Origin of the sequence: Microbulbifer harenosus (assembly GCF_005771435.1) — a bacterium.
Taxonomy (GTDB): Bacteria; Pseudomonadota; Gammaproteobacteria; order Pseudomonadales; family Cellvibrionaceae; genus Microbulbifer; species Microbulbifer harenosus.
The window spans coordinates 1-23,489 of the sequence record NZ_VANI01000009.1 but is presented as its reverse complement, the minus strand read 5'-3'; the positions used below and the strand labels follow the sequence as shown (position 1 = coordinate 23,489).

Genomic DNA, 23,489 nt, shown 5'->3' with positions numbered 1-23,489 from the left:
ACGATTAACTCCCCCGGAATTCTGACCGAACCATGCGCGCACCCATCGGACTTTTTTACGGCTCCAGTACCTGTTACACCGAAATGGCAGCGGAGAAAATCCGCGATCGCATCGGCGAGGAGTGGATCGACATCCACAATGTCGCAGACGACGATGTCACCCAGATGCGGGAGTACGACTTCCTGATTCTCGGCATCCCCACCTGGGATTACGGTGAACTGCAGGAAGACTGGGAAAACTGCTGGGACCAGCTGGCAACCCTGGATCTCGCTGGCAAAACCGTCGCCCTCTACGGACTCGGCGATCAGGCGGGCTATCCCCAGTGGTATCAGGACGCACTCGGCTACCTGCACGCCCAGGTCCTTGCCCTCGGCGCCAAAGCCGTGGGCTACTGGCCGGCAGAAGGTTACGAATTCGAAGAGTCCAAAGGACTGACACCGGACGGCAGCCAGTTTGTCGGTCTGGCCCTCGATGAGGAGAACGAATTCGAGAAAAGCGATGAGCGCCTCGACCAGTGGTGCGCGCAGATCATGCGCGAATTCGGCCTGCGCTGACCGCCTCCATGTCTGAACAGCAACACACTCCGGTTATACTGGCGCAGCTCGAATGGAAAGAAGACGGCCAGCCTGTTTCACCGGCCTTCGACGACATCTACTTCTCTACCGCCTCGGGTCTGGAAGAAACCCGCCACGTATTCCTGAAGCACAACCACCTCAGTGAGCGCTGGGCGAACCTCGCCGACAACGCCACCTTCAGCATCGGTGAAACCGGCTTCGGCACCGGTCTCAATTTTCTCGCCGCCTGGCAACTGTGGCGGCAGACCGCGCCCGCAACGGCACAGTTGCATTTTGTCAGTGTGGAAAAGTTCCCCCTTGCCCCTCACGACCTTCGCCGCGCCCTAGCGCTGTGGCCGGAATTGCGCGAGCTCAGCGAACAACTAATCGCGCAATACCCAACGTATCTCGCGAGCGGCGTACACCGGCTGAATTTTGCCGGCAATGTACACCTGACCCTGATCATCGACGAGGCGAGCCGAGGCTTCGAGCGTATACAACTGGATGATCCGCACAGGGACAGCTTGGTCAACGCCTGGTTTCTGGACGGATTCGCCCCGGCGAAAAACCCGGAGATGTGGAGCGACGACCTGTTTCGGGCCATCGCACAGCTCAGCGCTCAGGAGAGCACACTCGCCACCTTTACCTGCGCCGGCATCGTCAAGAGGGGATTGAAAGCCGTCGGCTTTGCGCTGGAAAAAGTACCGGGTTTCGGGCGCAAGCGGGAAATGCTGCGCGGGCGCTTCAGTGCGGCAACACCGGCCGAACAAGGGCCGCACCGCACCACCCCCTGGCACCTGCCCGTCACAAACACCGAGCCCCCAGCCACCATCGCTGTTATCGGCGCGGGCATCGCCGGAGCAACCGCCGCGCGCGCGCTGGCGGACCGCAATTTCCAGGTCGCGGTGTTCGAACAGGGCAATGAACCCGGCAGCGGCGCCTCTGGCAATGACCAGGGCATCCTGTACGCAAAGCTCTCCCCAAAACCCGGCCCCAACGGCGACTTCAACCTACTGGCCCTGCAATTCGCCCAGCGCTTCTACCGGTCGCACTGCCCCGACGCGATCCATTTCGACGGCCTGCTGCAACTGGCAGAAACGGAAAAGGAGCAACAGCTGCAACAGCAGGTCATCGACCACCTGGAGCTGGACAGCAATTCCCTGCTCGCGCAACCGGTATCCGCGCCGCAGGCAAGCGAACTCGCCGGTGTCGATCTCAATATACCGGGGCTCTACTTCCCGGAAGCCGGCTGGCTGCGTCCGAAACAGGTCTGCAGCACCCTGCTGAATCATCCGAATATCCAATTCCATCCGGAAACACCCGTACTCGGTATTCAGCAGACCGCAGCGCGGTGGGAACTGGAAACAGAAAATCGCGGGAAAAAGACATCGCATCAGTTTGATGCCATCATCCTGTGCAGCGCCAACTTCAATCGCCAGTTCCCCAACACCGCCCCCCTGCCACTGCAGCCAATACGCGGCCAGGTTTCTTTCGCCCGGGCGACACCAGTATCACAAGCCCTGAACATTGCCCTCTGCGGCGAAGGCTACATCGCCCCCGCAGCGCCGGTTTCAGAACCTGACAAAACACCACAACACAGCTTCGGCGCCACCTTCAAACTGAAGCAAACGGATTTGGAAATACGCGAAGAAGAACACCAGGAAAACCTGGCAACACTCGCTTCCCTGTTACCGCAAATCGCCGAATCACTCAGCCACCAGCAACTGCGCGGGAGAACCGCCCTCCGCGCCGCCACCCCGGACTACCTGCCGATGGCAGGCCCGGTCGCCGAATGGGCTCAGCTGGAAAATACCTACGGCGCGCTGCGCAAAAACCGCAAGCAACGGATCGACCGCCGCACTCCATACCAGCAAAACCTGTATGTGCTGGCGGGACTGGGATCACGAGGATTTACCTATGCACCGCTCGCCGCGGAGGTGTTGGCCGCGTGGATCAGTAAAGAAGTGATGCCGGTATCAGAAGATCTTGTGAAAGCACTACATCCAATGCGCTTCGCAATAAGAAATCTTGGAAAAAACAAAGCGCCGCACTGAACAGTGCGCAAAACGTGACGCGAAGGGGAAGTGCTGGGTATCCTTCCTAGAACCACAATTAATCAAGAATCCTGGGTAGCAGGAACCCGTAACAACGCCCCACTACCAGACCCACAAGACACAATAGACTTCATAGCCGCCTCCACCGTCACATGGGGCAGAATCTCCACACACTCCGGAGGCAAGTGGTACACAAAACCCGAAGTCGGTACCGGCGCCGTCGGCACATACACCGTGAAATCTCCGTTCGGATGCTGGGATGTCACAATCGCCGTCACCGAAAGCGGATTATCCGCACCGTGAATCCGCGCCCGCGCCACCGGCCCAGATAACACCCCCTCCGTACCCGCACCACCAATAAACTGCAGTACCACATCCTTGATCGTGCTGTACCCCGGTGCCAACCTGCCAAGCCAGTGATCCAGGTGCCGGTGCGCCCAGCGCCCTACACTGGTTTTCACCAACAGACCGATCAAAAAACACAAACCGAGAATCAGCCCTAGGACGATCAGGCGGGCAAAGTTATCCTTGAACTCCGTATGTGCCTGCATCCACTCCGTGGCCGGCGCCACCAACTCGCTGATCTGGCCGAACAGCCACTGAAACAACAGGATGAAAATGGCAATGGGCAACACCACCGCCAGACCACCCAACAGCGTCAAAGTGACAAAGGCTTTTACTCTGGTCATAAACTACTGCACTGAACAATAACGGTTAAACAGGAATACGTTCGGCCAACCATGAAATCCTACATTCCCGAACTGCTGTCGCTGCTACTCCTGACGGTCGCCGTGCCGACCGCCGCGGCATCAACGCCACCGCAACTCGACTATCAGCTGCTCGACAGCAAAAAACGCCCGGCGGATCACTTTACCCAGGGACTGTACTACGACGGCGAGCGCTGGCTGGAAAGCAGTGGACTCTATGGCCGCTCATGGCTAGCGGAGTATACCGACCCCGGCGCCAGTCCCGTAAGACGCAAGTGGCTGGCAAGTGACCGTTTTGCGGAGGGGATCGCCGTTTTCGGTGAACGGCTCTACCTGCTCACCTACCGCGCAGGCGAGGTGCAGATATACCGGCGGGGGGACTTTTCACTGGAAAAGACGCTGAACTACAAAGGCGAGGGTTGGGGGCTCACCAGCGATGGCAAACAGCTGATCATGAGCAATGGCAGCGACAGCCTCGTGTTTCGCGATCCGGACACCTTCGCCGTCACCCGAACACTCAGGGTCACCGGTGGCGGAGAGCGCTGGACACGGTTAAACGAGCTGGAATATGCCAACGGACTGATCTGGGCCAATATCTGGCAGGACCCAAGGGTTATCGCTATTGACCCACAAAACGGTGAGGTGAAGGGCGTGCTGGACCTGGAAAAACTGCGCCAGGACAGCGTCCGCAACCAATGGAATGTAGATGCCGTCGCCAACGGCATTGCCTGGGACCAGAATCGCAAAGGACTGTGGGTGACGGGAAAATTCTGGCCGAAACTCTACCTGATCCGCCCGCATGGGCTCGGGTTCTAATGCCGCACCGATCCCGCCCTAGGGCAATCAGTTCCGGCACCGATCAATTGCGATAATAGTCGATCACCGTAAGAAAACCGCCGCTGCGAATGGATTCCAGCGCCGTACCCTGCAGCTGTAGCCGGTAACCACGCTGCTGGCGCTCTAAAGTCACACCATCTGCCCCTTCCGCACCGTCAAACAGCATGGCGTGCTCGCCGCTGGCCCCCCGCCACTGCACCCCTTCCACATTGCGCATCCCCGGCAACTCAATAGTGACCGTCTGCAGATCTGCGGGTAACTCACGCACTTCCATCCGGGCGATACCGCTGGAAGTGGCCAGTGAATAATTGAGCTGATGAGCGGGCGCAGGTTTCCACCCGAGATGAGTATCCGCCACGGCGGACTGGGCCAGGTTGCGGGGGTTGATGGCGCTGGGGCCGCTTGTAGTGCAGCCAGCAAGCCAGGACAGAGCACAGGCCATCAGAGTGCCGATCAACACGGAGGAAGTTGTAGCTGGCTGCTCAGCTGACGTCGTTGTCATTGCGCGCATAGCATTGTCCCTGTCTATGTCTGCGGTGGTGGGATTATAGACCAAGCTCACACTACTTGAAGCAAACAGGCGCCAGTAAAGGACAAGAGAGCGCCAACAATTGGACATCTGAGGCCCGAACCGGTTCACACCCGGCACCGGGCAAACGGTATACTGCCGCCCATGACAGAATCACACCCGGCTCCGGCCACATCCAACTCCGCGGGCAACCCCCACTTTATCCTCGAGCACACGTTCGGCTACACCGGATTCCGCGGTGATCAGGAAGCGATCATCAACACCCTGGTAGCCGGTGATGATGCACTGGTGCTGATGCCCACCGGTGGTGGAAAATCCCTGTGTTACCAGATTCCGGCGCTGGCGCGCCCCGGCTGTGGGATTGTGATTTCGCCGCTGATTGCGCTGATGCAGGATCAGGTGGAGGCTTTGCGGGCCGCCGGTGTGGCCGCGGCCTTCCTGAACTCGTCGCTCGGTTACGACGAGGCCCAGCAAATCGAAGGCCGGCTACTGCGCGGCGAGCTGGAACTGCTCTACCTGGCCCCGGAGCGGCTGTTACAGCCCCGCACCCTGGATCTGCTGGCGCGCGCAAAAATCTCCCTCTTCGCCATCGACGAGGCCCACTGCGTGAGCCAGTGGGGGCACGATTTCCGCGCCGACTATCTGCAGCTTTCCTGCCTGCATCAACGTTTTCCCGAGGTGCCTCGGGTCGCCCTCACGGCCACCGCAGACCAACGCACCCGTCGGGAAATTGCCCAACGGCTGGACTTGGCGAATGCGCGCCACTTTGTCAGCAGCTTCGACCGCCCGAATATCCAGTACCGCATCGCGCCCAAAAACAATCCCAAGCGCCAACTGCTGCAGTTCCTGAACAACGAGCAGCAGGGCCACGCCGGCGTGGTCTACTGCCTATCCCGCAGCAAGGTAGAATCCACCGCGGACTGGCTACAACAGCAGGGATTCAACGCCCTGCCCTACCACGCGGGTCTGCCTGCCCATGTCCGCGCCGAGCACCAGCGCCGCTTCTTGCGGGAGGAAGGCGTGATCATGGTGGCCACCATCGCTTTCGGCATGGGGATCGACAAGCCGGATGTGCGCTTCGTCGCCCATCTAGACCTGCCCAAAAGCATCGAAGCCTATTACCAGGAGACCGGGCGCGCTGGGCGCGATGGCGAGCCCGCCATCGCGCTACTGCTATACGGCCTCGAAGACGTAGTGAAACTGAGCCAGATGGGTGCCACCTCAGAATGCAGCGAAGAACACAAACGCCAGGAGCGCCAGCGGCTCGATGCCATGCTGGGGCTGTGCGAAATCACCAGCTGCCGGCGCCGCGCCCTCCTGCGCTATTTCGAAGAGGAACTGGCGGCGGACTGCGGCAACTGCGACACCTGCCTGGAAACGCCCGCCACTTGGGATGCGAGCGAGGCCGCACGTAAGTTGATGTCCGCTGTCTACCGGACCGGCCAGCGCTTTGGTGCGGCTCATGTGATCGACGTGCTGCGGGGGGCTGATACCGAAAAAGTCCGCCAGTTTGGTCACGACCGGAACTCCACCTATGGCATAGGTGCCGACATGAGCGCCAATGAGTGGCGCGCCATCGCCCGTCAGTTGGTGGTGCGAGGCTATTTGCGGGTCAACGCTGAAGCGTTCAACGCACTGCAATTGACCGAGCAATGCCGGCCGGTACTGCGCGGCGAGGAAACCCTGCTGCTACGCACCTTGCCGAAATCCGCTCCCGCCAAAGCCTCCGGGCGCGATGTCAGTGCCGGCGCCCCCCGCGCGGAAATTTCCGCGGAAGATCAACCGCTGTGGGACGCACTGCGCGCTCTGCGCAAATCCCTGGCGGAGGAACGCGGCGTGCCTCCGTACGTGGTTTTCCACGACGCCACCCTGCGGGAAATGCTCAGCGCCCGCCCCCGCAATCGCGACGAGATGCTGGCAATATCTGGTATCGGCGACAGCAAGTTGACGAAATTCGGGGAGCCGTTTCTGGCGCTGTTGCAGGAGTTTGAACCCGCTTGCACAGACGTCTGAGAGTGCCCGATCTCCACAGGTAACGTTCGCGGACGTTGCGCTGCAGGGGATGGGCAGTTGTTCAATCTCTCCTGCAAGGCGACGGCAGAGCCGTTACAATCGCCTCCGCAATCGCCACGGCCGTGGCTAAACTCAATCCCTCCAGATTAAGGATGCCCATGATTCTTCCCTTGCTCGCCATCGTTGCCGGATTTGCTCTGTTGGTATGGAGCGCGGATCGCTTTGTGGAAGGCGCCGCCGCAACAGCCAGGCATCTCGGCATGCCGCCGCTATTGATCGGTATGGTAATTGTGGGATTCGGTACATCGGCGCCGGAAATGGTGGTATCGGCCATGGCGGCAATGGATGGCAGCCCGGGGCTCGCGCTGGGTAACGCCTACGGCTCCAATATCGCCAATACCGGCCTGATTCTGGGTGCCACCGCGATGCTGATTCCGCTTACGGTAAACAGCAAAATCATCAACAAAGAACTGCCGTTGCTTCTGGCGATCACTTGTGTCACCGCCGTGTTCTTCTGGAACGGGGCTCTCAGCCGCACAGAGTCGCTTATTCTGCTGGCAGGCTTTTTTGGCCTGATCGGCTGGTCAATATTCTCGGCACTGCGCGGCAAGGGCGATATCGTTGAAAGTGAAATTGAAAAGGAGCTGGCAGAACACGACATGCCCCTGGGCAGGGCCCTGTTCTGGGTCGCGGTAGGCCTTACCCTGTTGATTCTGAGTTCGCGCCTGCTGGTGTGGGGCGCCGTCACCATTGCCCAGCAACTGGGCGTCAGCGATCTGGTCATTGGCCTCACCATCGTCGCGCTCGGTACGTCACTTCCCGAGCTTGCCGCTACCGTGGTCGCCGCTCGCAAGGGAGAACACGATATCGCCATCGGCAACGTCGTTGGGTCAAACATGTTCAACCTGCTAGCGGTGGTGGGAATCGCCGGTGTCATCGCACCGATGCCGAATATTCCGCCCGAGTTGCTTACCCGCGACTGGCCAGTGGTTATCGGTATGACCTTGGCGCTGTTCGTGTTTGGCTATGGATTTGGCAAGCGGCACGGCCGCATCAACCGCGTTGAGGGCGCCCTGCTGCTCGCAGGCTATATAGCCTACACGACCTATCTGGTGGTCGAGATCACTAACAAGGCGGCGTGAAGGCCGCCGCTATCAATGCCGCTCCAAGCGGCGAATTCGCGCGCGCAGCTGCTCGATCTCCTCGAGCAGCTCCAGCGCCAGCGCGGCGCCAGCGTGGTTGACGCCGAGGTCCTGCTCCAATCGCACCATACGGTGCACTTTGCGCACGCACACGCCACTGAAATACAGTGTTCCGGAAACCTGCTGCGCCTCTACCACCCCCTCATCCATCAGCGCCGTTACCTGTTCCGCTGTCAATGCGCAGGCCTGACATAGTTCGCGCAACGTGACCCGGCTGTTTTCATCCAGAAGTACCGCCGTCAATTCGTTCGTGTCAAATTGATTGCCCATTGCAGAGATCCTTTAGCTGGCACCGGTACGAGGGTCGAACCGGAACGAGTCGCGAAAATTTCGATAGGCTTCCCGCTCCTGCTCCGTATCGGCAGGTGGTGTCACAATATCAAGTACCACATACAGATCCCCAGGCTCTTTTGCCGGTAACCCCCGTCCTTTCAAACGCAACTTTCCCCCGCTTTTACTGTTGGGGGGCAGCGTGAGGTTAACGGTACCGCTGGGGGTTTGCACCGGAACCTTCTCACCGAGCGCCGCCTCCCAGGGCGACACCGGCAGGTTCAGATACACCGTCGTGCCCTCCACACTGAAACGGGGATGCGGGTTGAAAACGATCTCAAGATACAAGTCGCCCGGCTTGCCGTCGCCCATTCCCGGCTCGCCTTGCCCCGCCAAGCGGATCTGCTGTCCCTCGGTCACACCTTTCGGAATGGTAATATTGAGCTTGCGCTCCTTTACTACCGGGCGGCCATTGGGTCCCAGCTCAGAGTGCTTGAGCGTAATCTGTCGCTTGCTGCCGGCGTAACTGTCTTCGATGTCTATGGCAATACGCGCATGGGTATTTTCCCCCTGCGCGTGAAACCGCTGGCCTCCACCGTGAAAACTCCCACGACTGAAGCCACCGCGGCCAAACAAGCTTTCAAAAAAGTCGCTGAAGGCCGCTGGGTCCGCCTCGGTGTAGCCACCGCCGTGAAACTCGAACCCCTGATCCCAGTTGGGCGGTGGCCGGAAGTCCTGACCGCTATTCCAACTGCTGCCCAATTGATCGTAAGCAGCCCGCTTTTCCGGATCTTTCAGCACTTCGTAGGCTTCATTAACTTCTTTGAAGCGCTCCTCCGCAGCATCTTCCTTGCTGACATCCGGGTGATATTTACGGGCGAGCTTGCGGTAAGCACGCTTGATTTCATCTTGGGCGGCACTGCGCTCCACGCCAAGGATTTTGTAATAGTCGCGGTATTCCATACAGAAATGCTTACTACCCTGTCACACGCTCTAATTTTTCCGATGTATGAAAAAGGCACCCGCAGGTGCCTTTTCCGTTCGTCCTTGAACGCGACTCTTTGATACCCGATGAATTCAGGGATCAGAAAGAGTAGCCAACACCCAGATTAAACACCCAGGGGCTGTAGTCCACATCGGTAATCTCGTTGGTGAAACGAGCCGGCGGGAGCAACAGGTTGTCTGTGTAGGAAACGCGATAGTCAGTATCGGCATCGATGTACAGCACCGCAGCATTCACAAGAAATGCACTCTCGCGACCGAATTTGAAGTCCACACCGATTTGACCAGTGAACCCCCAGGAGTGGCTGAGGCCGTAATCAATATCGATGAGATCAAGCGAATTCAGATCATCCCTGAATCGGCGAGAAAAGCTTTCATCGCTGAAGTCGGTGTAGTTAACACCAATACCAACATAGGGTTGAACCATGCAGTCACGGCTCAGCGGATACCAGTTGAGGTAAGCATTGGCATAGCTCGCGTCAAAATCACCGACATCATAGTCACCAACATCAACGTAGACATCGTCATATCTGATGCGCTCTAGATCCAGATCGTGGTTGGTGGAACCGATATACATCAGTTCCACACCCCAATGCTCTACCGGCAACCAGGCCGCGGAAATATTCCATGTGGTATCGGCATCGATGTCGAAGTCTTCGTGGATAAAATCTTCAGTGAAGCGAAGATCATTATGACTGTCATCAGGGTCAATCCAGCTCGCACCAACACGAACAACAAAGTCACCATCACTCAACCAATCTGCAGAAGCCTGCTGGGCACTTACCATTGCAGCTACAGCGATTGCAAGCGGTGTCAGAACGCGTGTCATTTTCATTGAGAACTCCATCGTATTCGGCAAATTAAACAGCAATCAACCCAATCACTTGTCAGTCTAGACACGGGACGATATCGGTGTAGAAAAAACAGCCGAAAAAAATCTTTATCTTTGGAACTTTTGCACGATTGGGTCGCCGGCTTTCTCTTATTCGATGTAATACACGCCAGGCGTTAAAGACTTTGCCACAACCAGCAAGGAAAAAATCACGCCGATTTCGGTGTATTGGGTGCCAATTAGGGCCCGGCAGAACATTATTCGCGCCAAGAAACGCAGAGCAGCAACGTGTGGCAGGAAAAAATAGGAAAATTTCCGTCAGCCATTCAGACGACATTCAGGTCGCGAATTTGGACGTACCAAAAGAGTAAAGAAGTGTTGTTTTCAGGAAAAGGCGCGGAAATGAATCGCCCAGAGAAGGCGGGTAGCAGCGCAAACCAATCGCGAGCCGAAACGCCGGCCCGCATACACGGCTAGCGGCAGAATCAGCCCTTGCTGCCCCCCATACACTGCGGACTGGCGGGCGCCTGGCCGGCCCATTCGGCATCGGTATACAAATGCAGGGCCAGCGCGTGAATCGGTCCCGCCATTTCATCCGCAAGTACCGCGTAAACCTTCTGGTGCCGCTGCACCTTGCGCACATTGCAGAATGCGTCGCTCACCAGCACCACGCGGAAGTGCATTTCCGAACCGGCAGGCACATTGTGCCTGTGGCTTTCACACTCGACTTCAATATGCGAAGGGTTGAAAGCGTCACTCAGTTTCTGCTGAATCAGTTGCGCCAAAGACATATTAAGCTCCCATATCTGTTATGCCCGCTCAACCGCAGCTTGCCGCTTGCGCGCGGCAACAATAGTATCGTACGCCACGGTAACACTCTTCATCTGATCCTCTGCATGGCGCATGAATTCCTCCGGCAATCCCTTGGAGGCGATTTTGTCCGGATGGAATTCCGCTGCCTTGCGGCGATAGGCCAGCTTCAGCTCCCGATCATCCACCTCCGGACTACAGCCGAGCACATCGTAATGCGCCTGCAGCGAGTCACCTTGGGGGCCGTGCCCCTGACGCGCGAACTCGTTGAACATGGTGGTAAAAATGGAGGCATTCAGCCCGAGGGCTTCCGGAATCCGGCGCAGAATCTGTTCTTCCGCCGGGTGCAGCTCGCCATCGGCGAAGGCCACCGCAAACAAAAGTCGGTAAACCATCTCCCGCATTGCCTGATTGCGAATCAGCTGGCGGTATTGATTCGCGTAATCGTAAATGTTGAACTGGTCGTCTTTTGCATTCTGGAAAATCTTGATCGCCTGCTGACGATCTTCGGCACTGAGACGCAAGTTGGTGTTGATGAAATCATCAACCAGCTGGACCTCTGCCTTGGAAACCTGACCATCGGCCTTGGCCATTTTCGCCAGCATGGAGAACAGCGCGACGATAAATACCGTTTGCGCGCCATCGCGGTTCAGAGTAACGCCGGCATCGCTGAGCTTCTTCAGGCCGGAACCGAAAGAGCTGCCTACCCAGGCGCCCAGCGCCGCACCAATAGGGCCGCCAAACATCATGCCGATACCGGCGCCGATACCCGCACCCAACCAGGACATAACCACTCCTTCCGGCACCGACAGTGGCGCCATCATATAGTCAAAAAGGGCCGCCATCTTAACACGCCCGGCCGGATTCCCCGGAACCCTTGGCGACCAGCCGGTTCCCTTCACCGCATATGCATAAAAAACCCCGCCGCAGCGGGGTTGATTAACGAGCCCTGGAAGCCAGGGTCAGCCCGTCATGGCACGCACCATGGTGATCATCACACCCGCGGCTACCGCAGAGCCGATTACCCCGGCAACATTCGGCCCCATGGCATGCATCAACAGGAAGTTATGCGGGTTTGCCTCAAGGCCCAGCTTGTTGGAGACCCGTGCCGCCATTGGTACCGCGGAAACACCCGCAGAACCGATCAGCGGGTTGATCTTGTTCTTGCTGAAGGCGTTCAACAGTTTCGCCATCAGCACACCAGCTGCCGTGCCGATAGCAAAGGCAACGATACCGAGCGCCAGGATGCCAAGAGTCTTCGGGTCGAGAAACTTGTCCGCCGCCAGCTTCGATCCCACCGAAAGCCCCAGAAAAATCGTGGTGATATTGATCAACGCATTCTGTGCGGTGTCGGACAGGCGGTTCACCACCCCGCACTCACGCATCAGATTGCCAAAGCAAAACATGCCGAGCAGCGGTGCCGCATCCGGCAGAAACAGTGCTACCAGAATCAACAGCACCAGGGGAAACACGATTTTCTCGCGCTTGCTCACGTGGCGCAGCTGCACCATCTCGATCCGGCGCTCCTGCTCGGTAGTCAGTGCGCGCATGATCGGAGGCTGAATCAGTGGCACCAGCGCCATATAGGAGTAAGCAGCCACCGCAATGGCACCGAGCAAATCCGGCGCCAGCAGGCTGGAAACATAAATGGCAGTGGGGCCGTCGGCGCCGCCGATGATACCAATGGCCGCCGCGTCGGCGATGGAGAAATCCATGATACCGGCGGCAGACATGGCCACCGCACCCAGTACCGTCGCAAAAATACCGAACTGCGCCGCGGCACCGAGAAACAGGGTGCGCGGGTTTGCCAGCAGCGGACCGAAGTCCGTCATGGCGCCCACGCCCATGAAAATCACCAGCGGCGCAACACCGGAGGCAATGGCCACACTATAAAAGTTGTACAGCATGCCATTGGAGAAACCAGCGTCCGCAGCCACCTGCGCGGCGCGCTCCTGGGCCGCCGCCGGCGCAAGCTCGAGGGCAGCTTTCAGCCCGTCAACCGATTCAAACCCGGCGAGGCCCACAGCCTGCGCCAGTTGCGCCAGAACCCCGGCATCGCCGGCATAGATCGCCGCCTCCACCGCGGGGGCGGCCAGGTTGGCACCGGGAATATTCGCGAGAATGCCTCCAAACCCGATCGGCACCAGCAGCAGCGGCTCGAAATTCTTGCGAATGGCAAGAAACAGCAGGCCCAGCCCCACGAGGATCATAATGAACTGCCCTGAGGTCATCTGATAGACCCCGGACGAAAACCACAGACTTGTCAGATTGTCCACTTTCGCCCCCGTTACGCGATGGTCAGCAGGGCATCGCCCACGGCCACAGAATCACCCTCTTTAATACTGACGCCGGTCACGCTGCCAGCACGCGGCGCACTGATGGCTGTCTCCATCTTCATGGCTTCCAGGATCACAATACTCTGCCCTTCCGCCACCTGATCCCCAGGCTTTACCAGCACCTTGAAGATATTCCCCGCCAGCGGCGCTTTGACCGGTGTTCCACTACCTGCAGTCGCCGGTGCCGGCGCGCTGACACCCGCCGCAGTACCACCGCCGATGCGGACCATCCCAGTCAGATCCCCGCCGTCGCTCACGGTCACGGTGTAGCTCTGTCCTTCCACGGAAACGGTGTAGACACTCTCACCCTGATCGTTCTTGATCTCAGCGCCCTCTTTACCGGTGGGAACAGGCTCAAATGCCGACGGGTTACCGCGGTTTTTCAAGAATTTGAGACCGATCTGCGGGAACAGTGCGTAAGTCAGTACGTCGTCGATTTCGCCTTCGCCACTGGTGAGCGCGATGGAATCTTCCGCCGCCTTCTGTTGCAGCTCCGCCGCCAGTTTGTCCACTTCCGGCGACAGCAAGTCCGCCGGGCGGCAGGTGACGGGTTCGGCGCCGTCCAGCACACGATCCTGCAGTTCTTTGTTCATGTCTGCCGGGGTCGCTCCATACTCGCCCTTGAGGACGGCGGCCGTTTCTTTGGAGATAGACTTGTAGCGCTCTCCGGTGAGCACATTGAGTACCGCCTGGGTACCCACGATCTGGGAGGTCGGGGTTACCAGCGGGATAAAACCCAGGTCTTTGCGCACGCGTGGGATTTCCTCCAACACCTCATCGAGGCGATCGCCCGCGCCCTGCTCACGCAGCTGGTTTTCCATATTGGTCAGCATGCCACCGGGTACCTGGGCCACTAGGATGCGGGAATCCACTCCGCGCAGGGAGCCTTCGAACTTCGCGTACTTCTTGCGCACTTCGCGGAAATAAGCCGCAATTTCTTCCAGCAGCTTGATATCGAGACCGGTATCGCGCTCGGTGCCCTCGAGAATCGCCACCACCGCCTCCGTGGGACTGTGGCCATAGGTCATGGACATGGAGGAAATCGCCGTGTCGATATTGTCGATGCCCGCTTCCACGCACTTCAGCGCGGTGGCGGTGGACAGGCCAGTAGTGGCATGACACTGCATGTGGATCGGGATATCCACCGCGGCCTTGAGCCGGGTCACCAGCTCAAAGCCCTCGTAGGGACGCAGCAGGCCAGCCATATCCTTGATCGCAATGGAATCCGCACCCATGTCCTCGATCTGGCGGCCGAGGTCCACCCACATATCCATCGTGTGTACCGGACTCACGGTGTACGAGATAGTGCCCTGCGCGTGCTTACCCTGCTTTTTCACCGCGGCCAGCGCCGTCTGCAGGTTGCGCATGTCGTTCATGGCATCGAACACGCGGAAGACGTCCACGCCATTGGTAGCCGCGCGCTCGACGAATTTTTCCACTACATCGTCCGCGTAGTGGCGGTAGCCGAGGATGTTCTGGCCGCGAAACAGCATCTGCTGCGGGGTGTTCGGCATGGCTTTTTTCAGCTCGCGGATACGCTCCCATGGGTCTTCGCCGAGGTAGCGGATGCACGCATCGAAGGTGGCGCCGCCCCATGACTCAAGAGACCAAAAACCGACCTTATCCAGCTTCTCCGCAATCGGCAGCATGTCATCCAGCCGCAGGCGGGTTGCGAACAGCGACTGGTGGGCGTCGCGAAGGACTACATCTGTAATCCCCAGGGGCTTTTTAACCTCAGTCATGGGTCGTCTCTCTTGGAAAATTGATCTTTGAATCTGAAAATTTGCGTGGACACCCGAAGCACTGGCGAAGAGCTACGGGTCGTCTTGCATTCTGTGGTGTATTCGCCCCGGCAATGTATCGGCAGATATCAGCGGCGCTTGTTGCGGTGTTGCCTGATCGCGGTCTCGATGACTTTTCTGAGGTGCGAATCGCTGGCGGGGTCAGCAACGGATGCCCCGCTCGTCGGCGTGGCCACCGGCTCTGGCTCAGGAAAGAAGCGCGTCATTACGCGAGACATGATGCTGGTGCAGATCACGAGCAGTAGTAGAAACGTGAACACGATGCCCATGCCGAACAGCGTGATATCAAGACCTTGCTGCAACAGTGATTGCTCCACCTTCCCCTCGCTTCTTTGCTCGTAAATAGGTTTGTTATTGCTTTGCTGTGAATCAAGCGGGCCACATTATCAATACAAGATCCCTTAAAAATCAAACACTTATTAGTTACAGAAGCAACCAAGATCCAGAACAAAGCCGGTGTTTTCGCTCATTTTCACTACCAGATTCGACCAACTCATCAAAGGCTCAGGAATGGCATCCGACTGCCGAAAAATTGCGCATATGGATCACTGATTACGTACAATACGCGCCCGAGCCATCTTCCTTGCAAGCCGTAACCCTGCACATGCGCGACCAGCAAACTTATTCCACACCCCACAGCGAAGCTTCTTATGCACTGAAAATCTACCAGGCACCAATGGAAGGCGTCATCGACCACCATGTGCGCGAGCTGCTCTCCGCCATCGGCGGCATTGATGTGTGCGTTACGGAATTCGTGCGGGTTACCCATACCAAGTTGCCACGCAAGGTGTTCACCCGCTTCTGCCCCGAACTGGAACAGGGAGCGGCAACCCCGAGCGGCACTCCCGTGAAGTTGCAACTGCTGGGCGGCAACCCCGAATCCATGGCCTGTAATGCCGCCCGTGCCGTAGAGGCCGGCGCGCGCGCCATCGACCTGAACTTTGGCTGCCCGGCCAAGTCTGTCAACAATAGCGACGGCGGCGCCTGCCTGTTGCAGTCGCCATCGCGGGTAGAAGGCATTGTTGCAGCGGTGCGCAAGGCTGTCCCCGTGGACGTCCCGGTGTCAGCAAAAATCCGCCTTGGCTACGAAGACCGCCGCAGTTACCTCGACAATGCCCGCGCCGCAGAAGCCGGCGGCGCCTCGGAACTCGCCGTGCACGCCCGCTCGAAGGTGGATGGCTATCGCCCACCCGCCTACTGGGAGTACATCGGTGAAATCCGCCAGCACATCGACATTCCAGTCATTGCCAACGGCGATCTGTGGACCGTGCAGGATTTTCTGCGCTGCCGCGACGTGACCGGCTGCAATGCCTTCATGTTCGGCCGCAGCCTGCTGGCGCGTCCGGATATCGGCCTGCAGATCCGAGCTTATTGTAGCAACCAACCCTATGAGCCTATGAGCTGGTCAAAGATTGTTGCGCTGCTGTACCGCTATTACGAGACCACCCGTTCAGATTATCCTGGGAAATATCTCGGCAACCGCATCAAGCAATGGCTGGCATATCTGAAACTCAGCTATCCCCAGGCCGCGCATTTTTTTGAGGAAATCAAGCGGCTGCGCGAACCGGAACTGCTTGAACAGGCCTTTGCCCGCCAGCTGGGTAACAGCCCACGAGAAATTGAAGCTGCCTGATTCCGTCCGTACCACATCCCGGCCAAACCCGACGCCTGTTGCCGCGCCGAGGGTTTGCACTTCCTTCTATACTCCCCCCTGGTCAATAACCTAATCCCACGGCGGCAGTAGATTAGGCTCGTATGTTTCGCGCAATCTCGCGTCGATTTCTGAATACGCCTATGAACTTCAAAAAAAATCCGACCACCGATTTTCAACCTGTCGGCGAACTCAGCCAAAGGCAGGCCGAAAAGCAGGTGCGTGCATTGCGCGAAGGAATCAATTACCACGACCTTCGCTACTATGTGCAAGATGATCCGGAAATTGCCGACTCGGTATACGACAGGCTGTTCCAACGGCTACAGGATCTGGAAAATGCCTTTCCGGATTTGAAAGCTCCGGATTCACCAACCCAACGCGTCGGCGCTGAGCCGGTACCCACTCTGGAAAAAGTGGAACACCGGGCACCTCTTCAGAGCCTGCAGGCCACACTCGAAGCTACCGCCGTACAGCGGTTTATGAAGAACGCGCGAGAGAAAGCGGGCAAGAACACAATCAACTTTGTGGTAGAGCCGAAGTTTGACGGGTTATCGGTAGAGGTGGTTTATGATAGTGGCCGCTTCCGTTATGGTGCCACCAGGGGCAATGGCAATACCGGAGAAGACATTTCCCACAACCTGAAGACCATCCGGACACTACCACTAACCCTCCAGCATCGCAACAAGGCACCAGATACCCTCTCGGTCCGCGGAGAAGTTTTCATACCCAAACAGGGCTTTACCACACTGAACCGCCAACGGGTCGAGTATGGAGAGGAACCGTTTGCCAATCCGCGCAATGCGGCGGCCGGGCTTATGCGTCAGTACCAGTCGCGCCGGGTTGCAGGAAAACCCTTATGTATCATTTTTTATGAAATCCTGGCGATGGATGAAGAGATGCCGGCCACGCATCAGCAGGTGCTGACACAACTCGGCGACTGGGGCCTCAAAACCAGCCCACTGAACAAAACGGCCACCACCTTCAAGGACGTCGAGCACTTCCACCGTCGACTGAACGAGGAGCGCGACGACCTCGACTTCGAGATTGATGGCATCGTGATCAAAGTAGACGACCACGCACTGCGCGACACCCTCGGCAGTCGCAATCGCAGCCCACGCTGGGCACAGGCATGGAAATTCGAACCGCGCCATGAGATCACCAAGATCCAAGATATTACGGTGCAGGTAGGCCGCACCGGAATACTAACCCCTGTCGCCCTGCTGCAGCCCGTGGATGTGGGGGGTGTCACAGTCAGTCGCGCCACTTTGCACAACGAGCACGAGGTCCACGAAAAAGACGTTCGCGTCGGTGATTATGTGCGTGTTATCCGCGCCGGTGACGTTATCCCTGAAGTGGAAGAACGTATCAAAAAACCGGGTAGAAAGCGTTGCGCGCCGTTCAAGATGCCGCACCGCTGCCCGGTATGTAGCGCCAAAGTCGCCCGAGACGGAGCCTATCACGTATGCACAGCCGGCCTCTCCTGCGAGGCCCAACTCAGCGGCCGCATTAAACATTACGCGAGCCGCAATGCAATGGATATTGATCACCTGGGCGAAAAGGCCGCTGAGCAATTGGTAACACGCGAATTGGTGGCTGACATTGCCGATCTTTACACCCTGAAGGAAGAGGATCTGCGACAGCTGCAGGGATTCGCCGAGCGTTCAGCAGCGCAGTTGCGAAACGCTATCCACGCAGCCAAAAATCCGCGCCTGGATCACTTCCTGTATGCACTGGGCATTCCCCATGTGGGAAGGCGGGCAGCACAGCTGCTCGCCGGCGAATTCCGCACACTGAAAAGGCTCGCGCACGCACCCCTCAAGAAAATTGAAGGGATATCGGGTATCGGCAGCGAGACGGCCAGTGCCACAAAAAATTTCTTTGCAGATAAACGTAATCGTGACGTTCTGGAACGTCTGCGAAAAATGGGCATACACGTGCAACCGATGCCAAAAAAACACGGCAGCCTCTCCATGGAGTGACGTTTGTATTCAGTGGCGCATTGGAAAATTTTACCCGCGATGAAGCCAAGGAAGAAGTTGAGGCGATGGGTGCCCGCACCACCTCCAGCATTACTGGCGAAACCGATTACCTGGTAGTTGGCAAAAACCCGGGAAGCAAACTGCAGGAAGCCAGAGCACAGGGAGTGAAATGCATTGACGAACACGCGTTCAAGGAGTTTCTCGAGGGCAGCTAATCTCTATGAGTTGACGTGAGAGCATTCTGTGGAGGCCGTCGTGCAATCACGCATTCACCACCCAACTATTCTGAAGCCATCAGCCCTGGCCATTCCCAGTGACGAGACCTCTACCATGCCTATTCACAACCGTGAGATCGCTACCAAACTCAACCGGCTCGCCAACCTGCTTGAAATAGAGGGCGCAAATTCCTTTCGTGTGCGCGCATACCGCAAAGCAGCCAGCACGGTACGCGGCTATCCGCGTAGTATGTCCGACATGCTGGACGACGGTGAGAACCTGAGCAAGCTGCCCAACATCGGTGACGATCTCGCAGAAAAAATACAGACCATGGTAATGACCGGAGAGCTGCCATTGCTGCAAGAAGTAGAGGACCGTACACCTCCAGCGTTGAGCGAACTGATGAAAATAGAAGGTTTGGGACCAAAGCGCGTACGCAAACTGTACGAAGAGCTCGACATCCAGTCACTGAATGACCTTGAAGAGGCAATCAAGGCAGGGAAAGTCCAGAAAATTTCGGGTTTTGGCAACAAAAGCGCAGAAAAAATCAAGCTACGCCTGGAGAAATACTCTGGCAATGAACAGCGTACCCGGCTCATCGATGCCGAGGAGATTGCGGCCCCCCTACTCGACTATCTGAAAGACGCCAAAGGTATTGGAAATATCATCATCGCAGGAAGCTATCGTCGCCGCAAAGAAACTGTCGGCGACCTGGACATACTTATCACAGCAAAGGACAGTTCCCCAGTGATGAATCATTTCATCAGGTACGACGATGTGGAAGAAGTCGTGTCCAAGGGCGAAACACGCTCTACGGTTTACCTGCGCTCAGGAATGCAGGTAGACGTACGTGTTGTCCCGGAAGAAAGCTACGGCGCAGCAAAGATCTATTTTACCGGTTCCAAAGCCCACAACATCGCCTTGCGTAAATTAGGCACCAAGAAGGGCTATAAAATCAATGAATATGGTGTATTCGAAGATAATGAACGCATTGCCGGTGAAACAGAAGAATCAGTATACGAATGTATCGACCGGAAATATATCGAACCTGAACTGCGAGAAAATCGCGGTGAACTGGATGCCGCCGCTGACGGCTCCCTACCCAGGCTAATTACCTTGAGCGACATTCGCGGTAACCTCCACACTCACACCAAGGCGAGCGATGGCCATCATTCATTGAAGGAAATGGCCAAGGCCGCGGAAAAACTGGGCTATGAATATCTCGCCATTACCGAGCACTCCAGGAGCCTTTCCATCGCCAGCGGCCTGGATAGAGATCAATTATCCAGACATCTGGATGAAATCGACGAGCTGAACGCGCAACTTGAAAATATCGTTCTGCTCAAGTCCAGCGAGGTGGACATTCTGGAAGATGGTCGCCTCGACTACCCCGATGACATTCTCAAAAAACTCGACTTCACAGTCTGTGCTATCCACCAGAAATTCGATCTCTCCCGCAAGAAACAGACAGAGCGCATATTGCGCGCAATGGACAACCCCTACTTTCATGTTCTCGCACATCCCAGCGGTCGTCTAATCAATGAGCGAGATCCCTATGATACAAACCTGGAAAAAATCCTTGAGGCCGCCAAAGAGCGTGGTTGCTTTATTGAACTCAATGCGCAACCTCAGCGACTTGACCTGACAGACGAAGGCTGCAAGATGGCAAAGGATATGGGCGTAAGGATCTCCATTGCATCTGATGCCCACAGCACGTCAGACCTTAAGCATATGCGCTGTGGTATCGACCAGGCACGTCGCGGCTGGCTGGAAGTAAAAGACGTAATCAACTGTCTGCCGCGCAATCAGTTGCTGGAACTGTTTAAAAGATAATTTATGCTGGAAACAGCCACTGTTGAATACTTCCTGTGCAATTTTTTTGCGCTCCATATTCACCACCTGCTACCTAAGTTCGCGCTCCGGTGCCCGCTGCCCGTCGGCACGACACCCAGGTGCGTGCTGTTAGAATTCAACACCGAAAACTACCGCCAGGTCTACCGCCTCCGAACTCGGTATTGTGTGCATTGCTCAAAAATAATGCACAGAAAGACGCCCTGCCCAACTCTGCGCACATTCTCATCGAGAAACAGGTAGTCATTCCCACGAACGGCCCCGAGTGAAGCCCCTCCTCTCTCCGAACGCGCCCTTTAGCCCGTGCGAGCCACAAGAGCCCCCGCGCAGGGCCTCGTGGTTTGCCGGTCAGCACGCCGCAGGATTCCACCATCCCTTATCATAGCGGTCGTCAAAAAATGCTTGCAAAGCACCGCCGGCCAAGGCAATATGCGCGCCCTATCGAGTTGAAGCAGCCGACTTCGGCAGTCCCAAAAGCTCGGTAACCTGCGGATTTTTAAAGAGTTTTTACAAAAAATCTTTAAAAAATAGTTGACGAAGCCAAAGCAGATCACTATAGTTCGCAACCACAACGACGCACTCGTAGCTCAGCTGGATAGAGTACTCGGCTACGAACCGAGCGGTCGGAGGTTCGAATCCTCCCGAGTGCGCCAAATAGAGAAGCCCGATCCGAAAGGATCGGGCTTTTTTGTTTGAAGCACCTTTTCCCCCTCAAGACAGCAGACAACTTCCAGCTTTGATCGGCTGTCCAGCCTCCTCACACCCCCAAATATAGGGCTACGCACCATCCTTCCGACTAATATCAGCCGATCAGTCACAGACATAGATACAGACCCGCAGCTAACCCGGTTATGAGTCAAGCTAGTAGCCAAGCCTTGTTAAATGCTATCGGGCTCCGGGCTACATTACTGGTTGAAAACCATGGAAATTCGACCTACCATTCGGATGCGCATAGATATGCGCATTGCCGGGAGCCCCAACATGAATCCTCTTTTTGACGCAAATGCCCCCAAAAAGGCAACAAATCTCAGCATAAATAGTGACTTATTGGTCAAATCTAGATCAATGCATATCAATTTGTCTGCCACTTTAGAGCAAGCCTTGAGCCAAGAGCTAGCCAAGCGTGAGGCTCAAAAGTGGAAAGACGAACACAAGGCGGCAATAAAGGCCTACAACGAGTTTGTGGAAGAACATGGCTGCTTCGGCGACGAGTTTAGAACTTTTTGATGTCTCAATTTGACGTATACAAAAATCCCAGCAAAAACACCCAGCAAGCCTTCCCCTTTATCCTGGATATTCAGCACGAACATATTTCAGATATAGGCACAAGGATCGTGCTTCCACTCGGCCGTTTAAAATATTTTCGAAACGAGAATTTAGGCAAGCTAACGCCGATAATCGAGTATGACGGCGAGGAGCTTCTAATACTTACCCCACAAATCGCTTCAATGCCGACTAGCAAATTGAAAAATCCCGTTGGTACTCTCGAACACATTCGAGCGGAAATTTTAGCCGCTCTAGATTTTGCCATTATTGGTATTTAACGCTGTGCTCAGCGGCGGCTTACTTTATGCGCTGCGGCCATTACTGCTTTCCAAATAGCCTGGAAATGAACCCTCCCCTACTTTTCCTATTGGATGGCTCAGCTAAGTTTGCTAAAGCCGGAACAAGCCACTTTGAGCCACGCTCATTGAAATCAATACTTATTGTAATATCACCCGAATCCCACTGAGCAATTTCAAGCACCGTTCCAACACCAAACAAAGGATGCTCCAGAACTTTTCCCGGCTGGACCATTCCTACGTTTGGAATTTCAGTTTCAGGTATTGATTTGGACTCTTTTCTTTTAGCCATACTTACCTCGACTGCAAACTTTTTGGGGGTAACTCGGGCACATACGCCGCCGGCAGGGGCAGCTTACCTTGTGCGCGTTTTGCGCGAAAATGGGAGCGCAGCGACCCGCGCAAAACGTGCACAAGGTAAGCTGTCCCGCGGAGGGCCGAAAAAATTGAATTGGCCTTAAAAAACATTAGGACCGCAACAATTCCTGTTAGCAAAATTCCAATGAAAAACAGCTTTCTTGAGGCAAACTTGGCTCTTTCCACCCCTGCTTCTTTCAGCGCAACCCACTGCTTTAGAATTTTTTCTTCTTCGTTCACTATTGATTCGCTTAACGCCGCAATCAGCCGCGGCCAAGTTTGTGCGCTTTTTGCGCGAAAATGGGAGCGGAGCGACCGCGCAAAAAGTGCGCAAAGTTGGCCGTCGGCTGCATTGCTTTGTTAAGGCTAGTCACTGCTAGAACCAATGAATACCCAGCGCTGCCCCTTTGATTGTATATCACAAGCAAAATCCCAAAATACAGGATAAGCCGGATGACCTTTCTTAAACTCAAACTTTGCAACCGACTCTGCTTGCTCAATATTTATTCGTGTAAATACATTACTCAGTAATTTGGCTATTTCTGCTTTTTTTGACTCTAATTCCAACGGACCTGCACTTTTGTCTCCATCATAAAAAACCATTTCCATAATTTCGGAGACGACTTTCTGTGGGGACGAAGACACTACATCGGATATTCTACAATTCTCCGAGATCAATTTTCTCAGGATCTCCTCCAATGGCACATCGGGATTGGTAGGACCATAGAGGTTGAACCAAACTTCGTAGTTGATCCCGTATAGTAGATCTTCAATTCGTTTGAACTCTTCTAACCTTGTATCGCGCACGATCTTCATGGGTAACTCGGTGCCTTAACGCCGCGCTCAGCCGCGGCTAACCTTGTGCGCTTTATGCGCGATAATGGGAGCGACAGCGACCAGCGCATAAAGTGCACATGGTTAGCCG

At 56.3% G+C, this 23,489-nt stretch carries 24 protein-coding genes and 1 tRNA gene; 12 read left to right on the top strand and 13 right to left on the bottom strand.

The window, feature by feature from the left end:
• Positions 1-32 precede the first annotated feature (32 nt).
• Both fldB and mnmC read left to right on the top strand, forming a co-directional pair.
• Positions 33-554, top strand: a complete 522-nt coding sequence (gene fldB, locus FDY93_RS08075) for a flavodoxin FldB (RefSeq protein WP_138235245.1) — start codon at positions 33-35, stop codon at positions 552-554.
• Between the two features lie 8 nt (positions 555-562).
• On the top strand, positions 563-2,608 hold the full coding sequence (gene mnmC, locus FDY93_RS08070) for a bifunctional tRNA (5-methylaminomethyl-2-thiouridine)(34)-methyltransferase MnmC2/FAD-dependent 5-carboxymethylaminomethyl-2-thiouridine(34) oxidoreductase MnmC1 (protein ID WP_138235244.1): 2,046 nt from the start codon (positions 563-565) through the stop codon (positions 2,606-2,608).
• Between the two features lie 62 nt (positions 2,609-2,670).
• On the opposite strand, the gene FDY93_RS08065 is transcribed toward mnmC, so the two are convergent.
• Positions 2,671-3,297 (bottom strand): DUF502 domain-containing protein, encoded by a 627-nt coding sequence (locus FDY93_RS08065; protein ID WP_138235243.1) that lies wholly within the window; start codon positions 3,295-3,297, stop codon positions 2,671-2,673.
• A gap of 51 nt (positions 3,298-3,348) precedes the next feature.
• Between FDY93_RS08065 and FDY93_RS08060 the strand changes: the two genes are divergently transcribed.
• Entirely contained in the window at positions 3,349-4,131 is a 783-nt protein-coding gene (locus FDY93_RS08060) for a glutaminyl-peptide cyclotransferase (RefSeq protein ID WP_138235242.1), read from the top strand.
• Between the two features lie 43 nt (positions 4,132-4,174).
• Here the strand turns inward: FDY93_RS08060 and FDY93_RS08055 are convergent, their stop codons facing one another.
• Positions 4,175-4,663, bottom strand: a complete 489-nt coding sequence (locus tag FDY93_RS08055) for a hypothetical protein (protein WP_138235241.1) — start codon at positions 4,661-4,663, stop codon at positions 4,175-4,177.
• 162 nt (positions 4,664-4,825) lie between these two features.
• Between FDY93_RS08055 and recQ the strand changes: the two genes are divergently transcribed.
• Positions 4,826-6,694, top strand: coding sequence for a DNA helicase RecQ (recQ, locus tag FDY93_RS08050; RefSeq protein ID WP_138235240.1), 1,869 nt, complete (start codon positions 4,826-4,828; stop codon positions 6,692-6,694).
• 158 nt (positions 6,695-6,852) lie between these two features.
• Complete coding sequence (locus FDY93_RS08045; RefSeq protein ID WP_138235239.1) at positions 6,853-7,836, top strand: calcium/sodium antiporter; 984 nt, start codon at positions 6,853-6,855, stop codon at positions 7,834-7,836.
• A 12-nt stretch (positions 7,837-7,848) separates the two neighbouring features.
• Here the strand turns inward: FDY93_RS08045 and FDY93_RS08040 are convergent, their stop codons facing one another.
• The 8 genes from FDY93_RS08040 to FDY93_RS08005 all read right to left on the bottom strand — a co-directional run bounded on the left by FDY93_RS08040 (position 7,849) and on the right by FDY93_RS08005 (position 15,265).
• Positions 7,849-8,166, bottom strand: a complete 318-nt coding sequence (locus tag FDY93_RS08040; protein WP_138235238.1) for a chaperone modulator CbpM — start codon at positions 8,164-8,166, stop codon at positions 7,849-7,851.
• A gap of 12 nt (positions 8,167-8,178) precedes the next feature.
• Entirely contained in the window at positions 8,179-9,129 is a 951-nt protein-coding gene (locus FDY93_RS08035) for a DnaJ C-terminal domain-containing protein (RefSeq protein WP_138235237.1), read from the bottom strand.
• Between the two features lie 121 nt (positions 9,130-9,250).
• Positions 9,251-10,003 (bottom strand): OmpW/AlkL family protein, encoded by a 753-nt coding sequence (locus tag FDY93_RS08030; RefSeq protein WP_171018935.1) that lies wholly within the window; start codon positions 10,001-10,003, stop codon positions 9,251-9,253.
• 482 nt (positions 10,004-10,485) lie between these two features.
• Complete coding sequence (locus tag FDY93_RS08025; RefSeq protein ID WP_138235235.1) at positions 10,486-10,791, bottom strand: BolA family protein; 306 nt, start codon at positions 10,789-10,791, stop codon at positions 10,486-10,488.
• 18 nt (positions 10,792-10,809) lie between these two features.
• The gene (gene djlA, locus FDY93_RS08020) at positions 10,810-11,598 is read right to left on the bottom strand and encodes a co-chaperone DjlA (RefSeq protein ID WP_138235498.1); all 789 of its coding nucleotides are present in this window, start codon (positions 11,596-11,598) and stop codon (positions 10,810-10,812) included.
• Between the two features lie 174 nt (positions 11,599-11,772).
• Positions 11,773-13,086: a sodium ion-translocating decarboxylase subunit beta gene (locus FDY93_RS08015; protein WP_138235234.1), complete on the bottom strand. Its 1,314-nt coding sequence runs from the start codon at positions 13,084-13,086 to the stop codon at positions 11,773-11,775.
• 11 nt (positions 13,087-13,097) lie between these two features.
• Entirely contained in the window at positions 13,098-14,888 is a 1,791-nt protein-coding gene (oadA, locus tag FDY93_RS08010; protein WP_138235233.1) for a sodium-extruding oxaloacetate decarboxylase subunit alpha, read from the bottom strand.
• Between the two features lie 128 nt (positions 14,889-15,016).
• Positions 15,017-15,265, bottom strand: a complete 249-nt coding sequence (locus tag FDY93_RS08005) for an OadG family protein (RefSeq protein WP_240914181.1) — start codon at positions 15,263-15,265, stop codon at positions 15,017-15,019.
• Between the two features lie 338 nt (positions 15,266-15,603).
• On the opposite strand from FDY93_RS08005, the gene FDY93_RS08000 reads away from it, so the two are divergent.
• The 7 genes from FDY93_RS08000 (at position 15,604) to FDY93_RS07970 (ending at position 22,189) form a co-directional block, all read left to right on the top strand.
• A complete protein-coding gene (locus FDY93_RS08000; RefSeq protein ID WP_138235496.1) occupies positions 15,604-16,581 on the top strand; it encodes a tRNA dihydrouridine synthase in 978 nt (325 codons plus the stop codon).
• 161 nt (positions 16,582-16,742) lie between these two features.
• Positions 16,743-18,578 (top strand): NAD-dependent DNA ligase LigA, encoded by a 1,836-nt coding sequence (gene ligA / locus FDY93_RS07995; RefSeq protein WP_171018934.1) that lies wholly within the window; start codon positions 16,743-16,745, stop codon positions 18,576-18,578.
• Positions 18,575-18,793 carry a BRCT domain-containing protein gene (locus tag FDY93_RS07990; RefSeq protein WP_138235231.1) on the top strand — a complete coding sequence of 73 codons (219 nt, stop codon included), beginning with the start codon at positions 18,575-18,577 and terminating at the stop codon, positions 18,791-18,793. The genes ligA and FDY93_RS07990 overlap by 4 nt, the downstream gene beginning before the upstream one ends.
• A gap of 40 nt (positions 18,794-18,833) precedes the next feature.
• Positions 18,834-20,627, top strand: a complete 1,794-nt coding sequence (gene polX / locus FDY93_RS07985; RefSeq protein ID WP_220446138.1) for a DNA polymerase/3'-5' exonuclease PolX — start codon at positions 18,834-18,836, stop codon at positions 20,625-20,627.
• A 594-nt stretch (positions 20,628-21,221) separates the two neighbouring features.
• Positions 21,222-21,298: transfer RNA gene (locus tag FDY93_RS07980), tRNA-Arg, on the top strand.
• A gap of 328 nt (positions 21,299-21,626) precedes the next feature.
• Positions 21,627-21,872, top strand: a complete 246-nt coding sequence (locus FDY93_RS07975) for a type II toxin-antitoxin system CcdA family antitoxin (RefSeq protein WP_138235230.1) — start codon at positions 21,627-21,629, stop codon at positions 21,870-21,872.
• Positions 21,872-22,189 carry a CcdB family protein gene (locus FDY93_RS07970; RefSeq protein WP_138235229.1) on the top strand — a complete coding sequence of 106 codons (318 nt, stop codon included), beginning with the start codon at positions 21,872-21,874 and terminating at the stop codon, positions 22,187-22,189. Before FDY93_RS07975 ends, FDY93_RS07970 begins: the two co-directional genes overlap by 1 nt.
• 40 nt (positions 22,190-22,229) lie before the next feature.
• On the opposite strand, the gene FDY93_RS07965 is transcribed toward FDY93_RS07970, so the two are convergent.
• The 3 genes from FDY93_RS07965 to FDY93_RS07955 form a co-directional block, all read right to left on the bottom strand.
• A complete protein-coding gene (locus FDY93_RS07965; protein ID WP_138235228.1) occupies positions 22,230-22,499 on the bottom strand; it encodes a hypothetical protein in 270 nt (89 codons plus the stop codon).
• 2 nt (positions 22,500-22,501) lie between these two features.
• Positions 22,502-22,804: a hypothetical protein gene (locus FDY93_RS07960; protein ID WP_138235227.1), complete on the bottom strand. Its 303-nt coding sequence runs from the start codon at positions 22,802-22,804 to the stop codon at positions 22,502-22,504.
• Positions 22,805-22,930: 126 nt separating this feature from the next.
• Positions 22,931-23,380 (bottom strand): hypothetical protein, encoded by a 450-nt coding sequence (locus FDY93_RS07955; protein WP_138235226.1) that lies wholly within the window; start codon positions 23,378-23,380, stop codon positions 22,931-22,933.
• Positions 23,381-23,489 lie beyond the last annotated feature (109 nt).

Bases quoted from the DNA above. Each gene is read 5' to 3' on its own strand.
- fldB (WP_138235245.1), top strand. From the start codon at position 33: ATGCGCGCACCCATCGGACTTTTTTACGGCTCCAGTACCTGTTACACC.
- mnmC (WP_138235244.1), top strand. From the start codon at position 563: ATGTCTGAACAGCAACACACTCCGGTTATACTGGCGCAGCTCGAATGG.
- FDY93_RS08065 (WP_138235243.1), bottom strand. From the start codon at position 3,297: ATGACCAGAGTAAAAGCCTTTGTCACTTTGACGCTGTTGGGTGGTCTG.
- FDY93_RS08060 (WP_138235242.1), top strand. From the start codon at position 3,349: ATGAAATCCTACATTCCCGAACTGCTGTCGCTGCTACTCCTGACGGTC.
- FDY93_RS08055 (WP_138235241.1), bottom strand. From the start codon at position 4,663: ATGCGCGCAATGACAACGACGTCAGCTGAGCAGCCAGCTACAACTTCC.
- recQ (WP_138235240.1), top strand. From the start codon at position 4,826: ATGACAGAATCACACCCGGCTCCGGCCACATCCAACTCCGCGGGCAAC.
- FDY93_RS08045 (WP_138235239.1), top strand. From the start codon at position 6,853: ATGATTCTTCCCTTGCTCGCCATCGTTGCCGGATTTGCTCTGTTGGTA.
- FDY93_RS08040 (WP_138235238.1), bottom strand. From the start codon at position 8,166: ATGGGCAATCAATTTGACACGAACGAATTGACGGCGGTACTTCTGGAT.
- FDY93_RS08035 (WP_138235237.1), bottom strand. From the start codon at position 9,129: ATGGAATACCGCGACTATTACAAAATCCTTGGCGTGGAGCGCAGTGCC.
- FDY93_RS08030 (WP_171018935.1), bottom strand. From the start codon at position 10,003: ATGAAAATGACACGCGTTCTGACACCGCTTGCAATCGCTGTAGCTGCA.
- FDY93_RS08025 (WP_138235235.1), bottom strand. From the start codon at position 10,791: ATGTCTTTGGCGCAACTGATTCAGCAGAAACTGAGTGACGCTTTCAAC.
- djlA (WP_138235498.1), bottom strand. From the start codon at position 11,598: ATGTCCTGGTTGGGTGCGGGTATCGGCGCCGGTATCGGCATGATGTTT.
- oadA (WP_138235233.1), bottom strand. From the start codon at position 14,888: ATGACTGAGGTTAAAAAGCCCCTGGGGATTACAGATGTAGTCCTTCGC.
- ligA (WP_171018934.1), top strand. From the start codon at position 16,743: ATGAACTTCAAAAAAAATCCGACCACCGATTTTCAACCTGTCGGCGAA.
- FDY93_RS07975 (WP_138235230.1), top strand. From the start codon at position 21,627: ATGAATCCTCTTTTTGACGCAAATGCCCCCAAAAAGGCAACAAATCTC.
- FDY93_RS07970 (WP_138235229.1), top strand. From the start codon at position 21,872: ATGTCTCAATTTGACGTATACAAAAATCCCAGCAAAAACACCCAGCAA.
- FDY93_RS07965 (WP_138235228.1), bottom strand. From the start codon at position 22,499: ATGGCTAAAAGAAAAGAGTCCAAATCAATACCTGAAACTGAAATTCCA.
- FDY93_RS07955 (WP_138235226.1), bottom strand. From the start codon at position 23,380: ATGAAGATCGTGCGCGATACAAGGTTAGAAGAGTTCAAACGAATTGAA.